This window comes from Bifidobacterium aquikefiri (assembly GCF_002259795.1).
GTDB lineage: Bacteria > Actinomycetota > Actinomycetes > Actinomycetales > Bifidobacteriaceae > Bombiscardovia > Bombiscardovia aquikefiri.
The window spans coordinates 54804-68851 of record NZ_MWXA01000004.1 but is presented as its reverse complement, the minus strand read 5'-3'; the positions used below and the strand labels follow the sequence as shown (position 1 = coordinate 68851).

5 protein-coding genes are annotated in these 14048 nt (G+C 53.7%); all 5 read left to right on the top strand.

Translation table 11 applies throughout. The features are described 5' to 3' along the window. Positions 1 to 340: 340 nt before the first annotated feature. The 5 genes from BAQU_RS03505 (at position 341) to BAQU_RS03485 (ending at position 13831) form a co-directional block, all read left to right on the top strand. Positions 341 to 5014 carry a PD-(D/E)XK nuclease family protein gene (locus BAQU_RS03505; RefSeq protein WP_094692814.1) on the top strand — a complete coding sequence of 1558 codons (4674 nt, stop codon included), beginning with the start codon at positions 341 to 343 and terminating at the stop codon, positions 5012 to 5014. After that, positions 5011 to 9228 carry an ATP-dependent DNA helicase gene (locus tag BAQU_RS03500; RefSeq protein ID WP_094692812.1) on the top strand — a complete coding sequence of 1406 codons (4218 nt, stop codon included), beginning with the start codon at positions 5011 to 5013 and terminating at the stop codon, positions 9226 to 9228. The genes BAQU_RS03505 and BAQU_RS03500 overlap by 4 nt, the downstream gene beginning before the upstream one ends. An 872-nt stretch (positions 9229 to 10100) precedes the next feature. Beyond that, the gene (gene dapB, locus BAQU_RS03495; RefSeq protein WP_094692810.1) at positions 10101 to 10847 is read left to right on the top strand and encodes a 4-hydroxy-tetrahydrodipicolinate reductase; all 747 of its coding nucleotides are present in this window, start codon (positions 10101 to 10103) and stop codon (positions 10845 to 10847) included. Between the two features lie 169 nt (positions 10848 to 11016). Beyond that, the gene (gene dapA, locus BAQU_RS03490) at positions 11017 to 11922 is read left to right on the top strand and encodes a 4-hydroxy-tetrahydrodipicolinate synthase (protein ID WP_094692808.1); all 906 of its coding nucleotides are present in this window, start codon (positions 11017 to 11019) and stop codon (positions 11920 to 11922) included. Between the two features lie 70 nt (positions 11923 to 11992). Continuing rightward, positions 11993 to 13831, top strand: coding sequence for a ribonuclease J (locus BAQU_RS03485; protein WP_094692806.1), 1839 nt, complete (start codon positions 11993 to 11995; stop codon positions 13829 to 13831). Positions 13832 to 14048 lie beyond the last annotated feature (217 nt).

The following is a 14048-nucleotide window of genomic DNA, read 5'->3' as shown; positions in this document are numbered from 1 at the left end:
CCTATGTCATCTCGAGCGGAGGCGAAGCCGTAGCCGAGAGATCTCACCCTCTACAGGGGATGCCAACGACTGAGATCTCTCGACTCCGCTACGCTCCGCTCGAGATGACAGAAAAAGCGCGCGTCAGATGATGACAGAAAAGGTTGTATCAGATGACGGGAGAAAAGCACGCTTGGGGTGGCTAGGGAGATGTGCTCCGGGTGACGTAGGGGGCGTTCGGGGTGAACTGCTTGCGCTTCGTATAGGGGTGACGAAGGGCCGGATGCTTTAAACCACACAGCCCTTATATGCCACAACGGGAAGAGAAATTTTTGTGGAGGGCTTGCAATAGCTTGTATATATGCAGGAATTTGGGAGAGAGAGTTCATATGCAGGTTCGGAGGCGATGCGAGCCGTTGAGCAGTTGATACGGGGTGAGTTGAAGAATCAGCAGGGGCATGTGACCCGCACACTTGTCGTTTCAGGTCCACCGTGCAGCGGGAAAACGGAGTTTGCCTTGGAAGCCATGCTTGCCGGGCTTCACACCTTTGGCAACGAGGCCATGGTCATGGTTGTTTCCCAACGCAAGGCGGCAGCAGCGCTGAGCAATGCCATCATCCGCAGAACCGGTGTGAGTGATCAGACGAGACCAGTGGGCACGCTTGCCGCTCTCGCCTTCCGTCTGCTGAGCCAGACTCGTGCCGCACAGGCCTTGTCTTTGCCAAAACTGTTGAATGGTGCGGAACAGGATTCCTTGCTGCGCAAGGTTTTGACCCTTCACATCCAAGAGGTGCTCAGAGGAGATGACTGCGAGAGTTGCAGATTATTGGCACGGTATTTTGGCAATGCACGTACTGGCAATGCACGTACTGGCAATGCACGTACTGGCAATGCACAAGGTGACGATGCACAGACTGACAACGCACCGTGGTGGGAAGTTCTGGCACCGGGTGTTGCGCAGCTCAACCATGCCGCACCTTCGATTCCTGGTATGACAGATATCATGGCGCTGATCAATGATGATTTTGCCGCAGAGCTTCGAGACATGCTCGCTCGTATGAATGAGCTGGGACTCTCCATCACTGACGAGCAGCCAGTTTTGCAGCGGCTTGCATCACAGCCCTTGAGTTTTCCTCAGCGAGATAGACTCAATACCCAGTGGAGCTTGGCTTTTCATCTCTGGCAGGAATATGCTGCAGAAATTGAACGGCGGTATCCGCATGAGTTCAGACTTGATGCGTCACGCATGCTGGTCGTCGCCACACATGTCGTTCGAGATTGCAGTGCAGAGAGCATACCGCGGTGCATCGTGATAGACGATTGGCAGGATCTGACGCTTGCCGGCATGTCATTCATCCAGGCATTGGAGGCGCGGGGCAGCCGTGTGGTGCTGATTGGCAACAGAGACGAGTCGGTGCAGAGCTTTAGAGGAGCGTATCCCGAATTTCTTGCTTCGCGAATAGGCACGGAGTCGCGTGAAACGGATAGGAATGCATCCCGACTTGCGCTTGTATCTGAAAGTCTTGGCAGATTGGGCGCGGCTCAATGCAATGTAGCCTGGCTACCCATCGTTGCGAGGGTGCGGAAGCCATCTGAAAAGAAGTACGAATCCACGACTCGAACATCCACGAGCAATGTGCTCCCTGAAGCGTCTGCTCAACGGCGATCGTGCGATCAGCCATCCCAAGCAGCTCACACATTCCTTGATGTAGTGGCTTCGCGGGTGTCATTGAGCATCACCGGAGAAATTCCAAGTGATCTACCTTTGGCCAAGCGCCCGGGCAAGCTGCCCCAATGGGACGGGACGTTGCCCATAGCGCCTGTGCGGGATCTCGACGATGATGGCACGGTGAACAGCCGAATCTTCCAATCACCACAGGCAGAGATGGATGATATTCTGTGGCAGATCAGGCATGAAAGCCTTGCGAATGAACGTGACTGGAATGATATGGCGATCATCGCCCACGACAATTCCACAATTCGAGCCTTTGGAGAGCGTCTGAGAGAGGCGGGCATTCCGGTCAGATACTCCGCGATAACACGCCCATTGAAGGATGAACCGGTAATCCGGGGACTCTTTGCAATGGTTGAACTGATTGAGCGACGGATAAAGTCACAACCGGCAACCAATGCCCAGACACAATCCCTGTGGTTTGCCAATCGGTTGAGGACATTGCTCTCCAGTCCACTTATCTTTGCAATCAACGGTTCAACAACAGAGCATCGTCCAATACGTATTCAACGTCTGGAATCGGTGCTGGACACCTGCTGTGCCCTATGTGCGATGGATAGCGCGGATAGCGCGGTAATGACCACCAACGCTGCCGATTCGCCAGATGAAGGTTCGCAGCTCAGCACTGCGCAGCACGACAGCGCGCAGCTCAAGGAATCACTGATTGCCGATATCCGCGAGCACATGCTTGACTGGGCGGGGAGTGTCAATCATCAGGCGGCGGGTGCCCAACAGCTCAGTGGCATCACGATAGACGATGCATTCCATTCCACATCCCAAAAAGCAAGTATCACTCGGCAACTGCTGCTCACCTTGCTTGTCACTGGTACTGATGCAGAGGCGCACACCATTATTTCCGTGCTCAACGCGATTGCAGCCGGTAGCGGTAGGGATGCGGATATTCTCGCACTTGAGCATGCGATTCGTGTGATTCGTGAATGCGAGGCTGACCTGGCATCATTCATGAAGAAGAGGGCAATCTCAACCGTTGACGATGTGCCTCCTGATGTGATGCTATGGACGGCATGGAATGCATGCAGGCTTGCTGAACCATGGCAGGAAGAATCACTGGAACTTGGTAATTCAGGGGAATTGGCAAACGATAGGCTTGATGCCTTGATGCGGCTATTTCAGTTGTCAGGTGCAACACAGAGTTATGCAAGCACCGATGACTTCATCGACCAGGTTCGCGGCATGCAGATTGAGGCTGATTCCCTCGCGCATGTTGGCCCCATCGAGCATGCGGTGACGCTTACCACGCCTGCCGGAGCATTGGCACAGGCAAAGCGGTGGCCGATAGTATGGATGCCGTCGCTGCAACAAGGCACTTGGCCGAACCTGACCGAACGAGATACCCTTTTCGGTACTCAGGAATTGGCAAATATCGTCTTGCACGGCAACATAGATGGCAACTGGACCGTGCCAACCTCGGACGATGGTTTCGATGACGAGCTTGCTGGATATTCGACGGCACGGCTGATTGCCACCCTGAACTCCGAGAAGAAGAGTTTCCTCGTTTCCCTGACTCGATCAGCCGAACAGTTGAGAATAAGCGCTGTGTGGAATACCGATACGATTCCCTCCGACCTGTTGTTTGGCATGATTCCCGAGCGTTTCGAACGTCTCAGCGATTTGGCGCAAGTGCCATACTCCCAGGTCGGTATGGACCTATTGCCATTCACAAGTCCTGATGGAGAGACAAGGCAACGGCAGTGGGCAGGTCTGGAGAACAGTGTCCGAGGGATAATCACCATAGCAAGATCTCAACTGGCGAACGAGATCCTGCATCATCACGCTGATTCGAATGATCTCGCGGGCACTCTCGCGGGCACTCTCGCGGGCACTCTTGCAGACACAGAACCTGCGAGTTTGGATGGCAAAGATGCCATGGCAACCCTGTGTATGCTTGCCAGTCAGGGGTACGCAGAGGCCAATCCCGGAACATGGCCATTCGTGTATCTGCACTCGTCGGACAATCTGAAGGTGAAGGACGTGCCACGGCCTGAGCAGTCTGGTCAGCCCGACCAAGCTGACCGAAACGTCGAGCCATGCCAGCCTGACCAGTCAGATCGGCCGTCGGTGGTGCTGACACCTTCAGCAGTGGACACGATTTGGCAGTGCCCGCTGGAATGGGTGCTGGATTCTCAATTCACCGGACCAATGCCCAGCAACGTGCATATGCAGTTCGGAACCATCATTCACAAGGTTGCAGAGATAGCAACGAATGAGGGGTTGGATAGGTTGGCATTGCCTGAATCTTCGAGTACCAGCCCGGTGCATGAGCAGGGTCTTGAAGTCTTGAAATCACATATCGCAGAACGCCTGGAGTCGATCTACCAGGAGCTCATGGAGGGAAGTGCCGAGCATCCAAATCCAGAGGATATGTATCTCAGCGCGTCGAAGCGTCGGCTTGTTCCTCAGATTCTTCATAACATAGCGTCATATTTCGTCGATGGTGTGCAGCCGGAATACGCTTTGGACGGCAAACCTCCAGTGAAAGTAGGCCGGTTTATATCTTCAGAGGCTGAACATCCGTTCAATGCGTGCATATCAGTCAACGATGTGCTCCCTGTATGGAACCGGACATATCCCGAGCATCATCTTGATGAGCATGAACTGTTTGGAGTCATGAGCGCTTTGAGCGGCGGTTTCATGCCAAGCATGCCCGAATCGGTCAGGGTTGGACTTACAGGGCGCATCGATAGAATCGAGCATCGTCAATCCGAAGACCATGAGACCATTCGCATCGTGGACTACAAAACGGGCAAGGGGCATGCCGCCAAGGACATGTTCAACGATTTGCAGCTCATCTGTTATCAGCTTGCAAGCTTGTTCGATCAGCAGAGCACAGGCGGTGCAGATCAAACCCGGTATGTTTCACAGGCAGATCTCTTCGATGTGGCTCAGGATGGAGCTCCGGCTTTGGCCTATATGCTTCCTGAAACAAACCATCAGCCAGGGTTGATAACAGAGGGAAGATTCAATACCATATTCGAGCCTCGGACACATCATAAGGCAATCGACGGTTTTATCGACGTTGAATTCTCAGAGAAACCCCGCATTGAAACAGTCGATCAGGAACTCTGGGATTTTATTGTGCGCAATCAGCACACGCAGGGAATCTGGGCGCTCAGCATGATTTCACGCGTGTTTTTCGCTGCCAGTGTGAGGTTGTCGAGCACGGATGAACGCATGCAGCTTGATGCCAACCGATGCCATAAGCCCAATAATTCCAGCAGTGGCTCGAATACGTGCAAGGCGTGGGAACTGCTTCACGCGAACGTGATGGAGGAACGCAGATGACACAGGGCACAACTGCTATGCAGCACAGCGAAAAACCAGTCTTTACCAGCACCGCTGAGCAACAGTCCATCATCGAGGCCAATATCAATGCCAATCAGCTCATCGTTGCAGGTGCCGGTTCTGGCAAGACGATGACGATGACGATGCGCATAGTGAGACTCATAGAATCGGGTGTCTCGCCTGAACGCATCCTTGGCCTGACCTTCACTCGGAAGGCCGCCTCGGAGCTACTGACCCGCGTATCGGCAGCCGTTATTGCACATTCCAATACCGGTGCGAGCATCTTTCTCAAACCAGAGGTGCAGACCTACGATGCTTTCTTCCAGAGCATTGTGCGACAATACGGTCTGCTTGTCGGCTTCAACCAGTCCACCCAGCCTCTGAGTGATGCCGGTGCATATCAGCTCGCTGCCGAGGTGGTGGGTGAACACATTCAGAGTCTCTTTGCAACGCAGGATGCAGAAGCCGAAGATTATGAGGAAAATAGTGATGCTGCCGTCAAAGGCGATGCTTTTTCAGAAGAGCGTCTGCTACGAAAATTGGCTGCAGCAACACCTTCCGATGCCGACGTCGCTTCGCAGAGTTTCTCGACCACGGTCAACAATGTGCTTGCCGTGGCTCACGCCTGTTCCAATTCGATGATCGATGGAAGTTGCACGACCTTTGAACAGGCCGCACACGCCATGCACTCGTGGGATTCGGCCTTCATTAGCCGTGTGAATTCCATCCTTGGCGGCGTTGAGATTCCCAAAGCCGATCCCAGCGACAAGAAGGTCGCTCCCCTCGATACGAGCAAGAAGATGAGCGAGAAGACACGAACCAAGAAATTGGGAGAAATCCAGCATAACCGCGATTTGCGTCGCGCCTTCAGAGCTCAACATCTCAAAACCATCGCACAGAACCGAGAGGTGCTGCTCACCCTTGCAGAGCAGTATCAGGAGGCAAAGCGAAAGGCGAATATGGCTGAATTCAGCGATTTCACCTTGGCTGCATACCAATTGGTTACGAGATTTCCCTCGATCGGTGCTCAATATCGCAGACGTTTCTCGCATGTGTTTCTGGATGAATATCAAGACACGTCCACCACACAGGCCTTGCTGATTGCGGCTTTGTTCCATCCTGACGGCGATGACCAAGCTTCGCAGAAGCCAGATTCAGAAGCTGCTTCCACACGGAGGCATATATCTGACCGCTCTGCGGTCAGCGCGGTCGGTGACCCATTTCAGTCCATCTATGCGTGGCGTGGCGCAAGCCCTGGAGCATTTAGAACCTTTCTGCAGGAATTCGACAAGCTTTCGGCTCAGACAGCCTATACTCCAACCCGGCAGTATTCCCTTTCCCAAACCTTTAGAAATGGGTCGCTGATTCTGGATGCTGCCAATAATCTGACCTTGCCGTTGCGTCAGGATCGGGGAACGGCTACGAGCGCCAGCATGCGCGAAGTCGATGTGAAACCCCTGCGAGCAAGGGACAGCGCAGACCGTGGAACCTTGGGACTTCTCGCAACACAGACCTTGGACGAAGAGATTCAGGGAGTAATACGATTTGTTCAGGAATCGAGGCACCGCTACGGTGTTGAATCGACCCCTTCGGCCAGTGCCGCCGCAAGCTCCGAATCGGTTGATACGCATGCACCCCATGTGGCGATTCTCTTCAGATCGAAGACCAATCTTCCTCAATATTGTGGCGCTCTCCACGATGCGGGCCTGAGCTATGAAGTCGTCGGATATTCAGCTCTCCTCGAAAGACCGGAAATCCGAGATTTGCGTGCCCTGCTGAATGTGATCTGCAACCATACCGATGTGGCAGCATTGATGCGGTTGCTGGCTACACCACGGTTCAATGTAAACCCGGCCGATCTCAATGCCTTCGCTCAGATGGTCAAAGGCATCAATGTCGAGAGCCAGTATCGTGGGCTTGTAGAGGCTGGACTCGCCCCAACGGGCGCGAAACATAGTCAGATGCATGGATATGTGAATCAGCATCGCGACAACGTCCCCAATAATGTCTTTGCGATCGATGTGCTGATGGAGGACGATCTCACATCAATCCTGAGCCATAAGGGTTCTCGGATAAGCGAGCGGGGACACTACCTGCTACTGCAGTTCGCATCGGTGCTCAGGCAGGTCCAGTCACAGGCTGGTTCTGGTCTGAAGACCGTCATACGAGCTGCTGTTCACGCGTTGCAGCTTGATATCGATGTCGTACTCTCACAGAGTCTGCATGACGATGGGGGCAGACTCGATCGCAGCTCCGCCCAGTCCAGTTTGGATACCTTCGAAGCATTGGTTGACACCTTTGAAGCCGAACTACAGGATGGCACTCCGTCGACGCTGCGTGGATTTGTCGCCTGGGTCGATTCCATGGGCAAGAGTCCCGATGAGCCTGCCAGTGACATCGCAGGGCACCCAGACGTCGTGCTGATGACCATCCACCAATCCAAGGGACTCGAATGGGATGCCGTTGCGGTGGTAGGCATGAAGTCCGGAACATTTCCCAGCAATCAGGGGGATGGGTTGAAAATCGAACAGACCCATCCGGCGGTGATCGATGGCTTTGGAAGATTGGCACGCCCTGCAAGCTACGTTTCCACAGCAAGGAGTTGGATGGATGATGCGACAGCCGTTCCAGTTCCCATTCGTGCAGATGCAGGAATTCTGCCACGCTTCCCGCATGATGCGGATGAGAATGCCAGCACAATAAGCGAACTTGACCGCATCAGCCTGATAAGTCTTGAAGATGAGGTCTATGGGGAATGCCGTGATGAAGAAAACACGCAGTGGCTCTCACAGCAGAAGGAATTCGGTTCACGATACCACGCAGACGAACGCAGATTGGCGTATGTCGCTCTCACACGCGCACGCCACGATGTGCTGCTCAGCTATAACGCTTCAAAAAATGGCAAAGCAAACGGTTCGAAATCCAATCTGCTTGAAGATTCCGCAGCCTCGAATTTCTGGATTGAAAGCTATCAGAGCTTTATCGGGGATCCATCCGCGGCGTGTTTCAGTGATGCTGACCTGCAACGACGGGCTGGTGCCGATTCTGGAACCTCTGCATCGGCGACGAGTGCGGAGAATCCTGAATTCACGGGCTACTTCGTAGGGGATCACGCCCGGGATTATCGAACTGCAATGCTTACAGCGTTGGCTGAGCTTGCACAGGATTGCGCCGAAGAAGCACACGAATCCGAATCGTCACACTCTTCCGACTCGGAAGCGCTGATTTGGCCGATGGCGTTGAAGCCACGAATGAAATCAGCGCTCGACACCTCTGCCCGATTCGTCCTTGGAGCGATCGATTCCAAAGAAAAACATACAAACGACCAGGCAATCCTTGATGGGAGCACCCCATTGCTCGCGCAGGCCATGCAGGTGATTGCGCAGCGTTCAGGAAGGCTTGGCTCTCTGCATGGCAAAGCCGACGATGTGAAGGCTCTGCGCAAGAGTGGTTTGCAAGTGCTTTCGTCCGGTGGACAGAATGTCACGGCATTGCAGGCGCTCGCCGGCGATCACGATGAGGCAGCGGAGCGGCGCCTTTGGCGTGGCATCGTCCGTCCGATCCCACGCATGCCATCCGCCGCTGCCAAGGCGGGCACGCGATTGCATGAATGGGCGAGTGCCTTTCTGTCTGCGCAAGACGATTTCACCGTTCAACAGGATGAAGGAGTAGACGGCATTGCCACTGAAATAACACGTCAGGCCATGATTCTTGAACTCGTGAAGCAGCGTGACCAAGCGACAACTTCCGAACAGAGGCAGCTATGTGATTGGGAAGAGCGGCTGGCTCGCTCGCCTTGGGCGCACAGAAGCGTTGCCTGGGTTGAACGGCCCATAGTCGGAGCTATCAATGATCAGGTGCTGAAAGGCAAACTCGATGCAGTATTCAATGGCGGTCTGAACGCTCGGTCATCGGATGGGGCTCTGCGCTCAAACGGCGAACAATCCGCTGCAAGATATACGATTGTGGATTGGAAGACGGGCCGTCGTCCCGTGTCGAGCGAAGACATTCGCATCAAACTCCTACAGCTTGATATGTATCGAGTCCTTCTATCCATGATGCAAGGCATTGATATCGGCCAAATCGACGCATGCCTCTATTACGTGAGCGAATCCAAACCCGAAAACCGACAGATTCAAACCGAATCTCGTTCCCGAGACGAAATCATCCGTGATTTGGATGCCGGATTGCCCCAAATATCCGACGAAGACTGATTTCTTGTGCGAAAATACGGTCCCAAAGTCCGAGTAAGCGAGTTTTGTTGCCTTTTACCAGTATCCAGGCTCAACATCCCCTAAAGATCTAGGAATATTTCGCAGAAATTGGGGGGAAATTCAAGTTGATACTCAAAAAGGCAACAAAACTCGCTCTTCATGGTTTGATGTGCGTGGTTCCGACTGTTCTTGACCGTTGGCTGTCACTGTCATGCGGAGTTCTCCATTCCATCATCCCACGCGACCCCTTTTTGTCATCCCGAGCGGAGGCGAAGCCGCAGTCGAGGGATCTCCGCTGTTGGATTCCAGTGGGATGAGATCCCTCGACTCCGCTACGCTCCGCTCGGAATGACGGGGAAGGGGGGGCGCTCGGGATGACGGAAAGAAGGGGAGTTCTCGGGTTGACGGGAAGAGGGGGAGCTCTCGGAATGATGAGGAAAAGGGCACACTTATGGTTACAGAAAGGGCGCGCTCGAGGTAGTCTGGCTGCGCCATCACCCAAGGGTGATGGAGGGTTGGGTGATTCACAACCGCACAGCCCTCACACACCAAAATCTGAAGAGTCCTTTTTTCTCATATACATGCCCGAAATCGTTGAAAAAACCAGAGCAAAAGGACCATGCTGAGGCGATTTCATCATTTGAGGCGACAAAACTCGAAATCCCGGGTGAGAGTACATAAAAAGCAAGGACAAAGACAAAGGTGAGTGCAGTGATCGCAAAGTCGCTTGTAGTACATAACGCCGGTTACCATATCCTTGTCGATGACATGGGTGTTGACCGAGGCGATGCCCTGGGTAGGTGATCCAGGCGATGAGCCTCGGCAAGATTCTTCCGTAACAATGTTCCCAATGAACGAAAGGTTGCAGGCTGATGATCAAGGTTTCTGTTATTGGAGCGCATGGCCGTATGGGTCGCACCGTGGTCGGTGCCGTCGACTCCGCGGATGACATGGTCATCGCACAACAGCTCGATGCTGGAGATTCCTTCGATATCGTCAACTCTCAGAACACCGATATTGCCGTCGACTTCACCATTCCATCGGTGACGCTGAACAATGTTCTTGAACTGGTAAAGCGCGACATCAGCGTTGTTGTCGGCACCACCGGCTGGACGGAAGAGAAATACGAAAAGATTCGCACTGCACTCGCGGATCACCCGGAAGTCGGCGTGTTTATTGCTCCAAACTTTGCGATTTCAGCAGTTCTTGCCGATTACTTCGCAGGCGTGGCAGCCAGATACTTTGAATCGGCAGAAGTCATCGAGCTGCATCACCCCGACAAGGTCGATGCACCGTCCGGCACCGCAATACACACCGCGCATACGATTGCAGATGCACGCCGTGCAGCAAATCTGCGCGGTATCCCAGACGGGACACAGAACGATACTTCGGCTCGTGGCGAAGTCATTGATGGCATCCATGTTCATGCAGTCAGACTGCGTGGGCTCAATGCGCACGAAGAGGTCTTGCTTGGCAACGCTGGAGAGCAGCTCACCATTCGCGCAGATAGCTTCGACCGTGGTTCATTCATGCCTGGTGTGCTTCTTGCAATTCGAAATATGGCCACACAATCGCATCCTGGCCTCACCGTTGGCCTCGATTCCTTCCTTAATCTCTAACAATCTGCACCTTTCCCATTCATTGTGAACTTGTCGAAGTATAATTTCCGATTTTTGGCTCGATTGTCTCAGAAATGCACTGTTTTTGAGCTGATCTACTTCGCCAAGTTCACAATGAAGGTGTTTCCTCGCTCAATTCCAGTCTCAGCCGCGCAGTACCTTGGTTTTTATGAGCACTCCGAACGCTAATCTTCTTGATTCGGCCCCATTTGGCCGTGTCATACCTGCAATGGTCACCCCTATGAAGTCAGACGGTGCGATAGATTACGACGCTGCAGCCGCCTTGGCTCAGCATCTCGTTTCCGATGGAGCGGATGGATTGCTGGTGAATGGAACCACCGGAGAGTCACCGGTAACCCACCTTGAAGAGAAGGTCAAGCTCGTTCAGGTTGTCAAGCAGGCCGTTGACGTACCCGTTATCTCGGGTGCAGGCTCGAACGATACGGCTCACACAGTGCGCATGGCCGAGATGACTCAGGATGCCGGAGCGGATGGCTTGCTTATTGTGATGCCTTATTATTCTCGTCCCTCGCAGAGCGGAATCGTGGCTCATTACAAGGCGGTGAACGAAGTAGCCGAAAAGCCAATCATTGTTTACGATGTACCCGGACGCACCGGACTGCATGTCACAACAAGCACGTATCAGCGCCTTGCGGAATTCGAACACATTGCAGCCGTAAAAGATGCAACGGGCAATATTGCCGAGGCTCTTGTCAAGCGCAGATTGACGAATCTGGTCTGGTATTCAGGCGATGATTCGCTCTATCTGCCTTTCCTCGCCATGGGTGCCGTAGGTGTAATCTCAGTGGCTGCCCACGTTGCTGCAAAGCCGATGAGACAGTTGGCCGATGCTTTCGATTCTGGGGACATTCGTAAAGCGCAGGAATTGGCGGCTCAGATCGAGCCTGTGATCACCGCTCTCAATGGAGATGGGTTCCAGGCCGTCATGGCCAAGGCAGCACTGAAAATCAAGGGATACATTCCCGGAACAACGATGCGCGAACCTAACGTAGGTCCGAGTGCACGCGAACTTGACAAGGCGGAAGAGGGTATGCGCCGAGCGGGCTTGCTGTGATTCGCACATCACACGATGAGCGTTGCCTTCGTATCAGGCGAAGGCACTGAATAAAGAAAATCAAGTGGAAATGACACAAGAACAACATAAAAGTACGACACGAAAAAGAAATACAGCTAACCGGTCGCAGAACAGAAATAGCAAGCGTCGTGGCAACTATTCCGGTTCCAGGGGAAACAATTCACGCAAGTTGACAACTTCGACTGCGCAGCCGGATAAAATCCTCGTCGCACCGCCGAAATATCACAAGGGTTCGATGCGAATCGTGGCTCTTGGCGGTTTGGGCGAAATCGGACGCAATATGAACGTCATCGAATATAACGGTCGACTTTTGCTCATAGACTGTGGTGTTCTCTTCCCAGAAGAGGAGCAGCCTGGGGTCGATTTGATTCTTCCTGACTTCAACTATATTCGCACTCGTCTTGACGACATCGAAGCACTCGTGCTCACGCACGGTCATGAGGACCATATCGGGGCGGTTCCGTATCTCTTGAAACTGCGCCCAGATATCCCGCTGATCGGATCGAAGCTCACGCTCGCATTCGTCGATGCGAAGTGCAAGGAGCATCATCTTGAGCCGACCAAGGTTGAGGTCGAAGGCCGCGACAAACTCAAGGTCGGTCCTTTCAACCTTGAATTCATCACCGTCACCCACTCGATTCCAGATGCGCTCGGTGTTTCGGTCAAGACCCCTGCTGGTCACATCATCGATACCGGCGACATGAAGCTCGACCAACTGCCTTTGGACCATAAGATTACCGACTTGCGCGAATTCGGTCGTCTGGGCGAACAAGGTGTCGATCTGTTGATGGTCGATTCCACAAACGCCGAGGTTCCGGGCTTCGTCAAGCCGGAGACCTCAATCGGACCGGCTCTGGACAAGGCTTTTGCTGAGGCAAACCGTAAGATCATCGTTGCCAGCTTCTCGAGCCATGTGCATCGCGTGCAGCAGGTCGTCGATGCCGCGCATAAGTTTGGCCGCAAGGTTGTATTCGCAGGTCGTTCGATGGTACGCAACATGGCAATCGCCTCGGATCTGGGATATCTGCATCTGCCAGAGGACACGGTTGTGGACCTGAAACAGGCTCATGACATTCAAGATAACAAGATCGTCTATATGGTCACGGGTTCGCAGGGTGAGCCAATGGCTGCGCTCGGCCGCATTGCCGACGGAACGCATAGAGACATCACGATCAACGAATTCGATACCGTGATTCTTGCCAGCTCACTCATTCCAGGCAATGAGCATGGCGTGTACAAGGTCATCAACAAGCTCACACGCCTTGGAGCACGAGTCATCAACAAGGACAACGCGGCGATCCACGTTTCCGGTCACGCCGACGAGGGCGAGCTGCTGTATTTCTACAACATTGTTCAGCCTCGCTGCGCCATGCCCATCCATGGTGAAAACCGCCACTTGGTAGCCAACGGTCTGATTGCAGTCAAGACCGGTGTCGATCCGAAGAACGTGGTGCTTGCAGAAGATGGCGATGTCGTTGATCTCTATCATGGTCAGGCAGCAGTCGTTGGCAGCGTTCCCTGCGGCTATGTCTATGTCGATGGAGATTCGGTCGGCGAGCTTACCGATGAAGAGCTTGAAAAGCGCAGAATCCTCGGGTCCGAAGGTTTCGTATCATCCTTCGTTGTTGTGGATACGCAATCCAATGATGTGATCAGCGGACCGAAGATCTTCCTCAATGCGGTTGCCGAGGATGAGAGCGAGTTCGTACGCATTCGTGAACAGATCGTTGAACAACTCCAGGATGCGATGATGCAGGGTACGCACAACACGCACCAGCTGCAGCAGATCATGCGCAGAACCCTGGGGGGTTGGATAGCGCGCAAGCTGCACCGCAGCCCGATGATCGTGCCAGTCGTTGCCGACATAGCGCAGGACGTCGAGAAGTAAGCGAACAGCATATATCGGTTCAGATGGCACGGTGAACTTCGTGACTGGATGAGCCGCATATCTGGCTTTGTGGCCCCGAAGCGGGAGACACGAGAGGTGTCGAATGTTTCGGGGCCACAAGCATGCCTGAGAGTAAGGTTGGATTGAGATCGGACATGCTTTGGCACACGGCGTGCCAGGAACCGGCACATAGTTGTCCATATGTTCGTATGAGTTG

Coding starts and splice junctions, on each gene's coding strand:
- BAQU_RS03500 (WP_094692812.1), top strand. CDS start 5,011: ATGACACAGGGCACAACTGCTATGCAGCACAGCGAAAAACCAGTCTTT.
- BAQU_RS03485 (WP_094692806.1), top strand. CDS start 11,993: ATGACACAAGAACAACATAAAAGTACGACACGAAAAAGAAATACAGCT.
- BAQU_RS03505 (WP_094692814.1), top strand. CDS start 341: ATGCAGGAATTTGGGAGAGAGAGTTCATATGCAGGTTCGGAGGCGATG.
- dapB (WP_094692810.1), top strand. CDS start 10,101: ATGATCAAGGTTTCTGTTATTGGAGCGCATGGCCGTATGGGTCGCACC.
- dapA (WP_094692808.1), top strand. CDS start 11,017: ATGAGCACTCCGAACGCTAATCTTCTTGATTCGGCCCCATTTGGCCGT.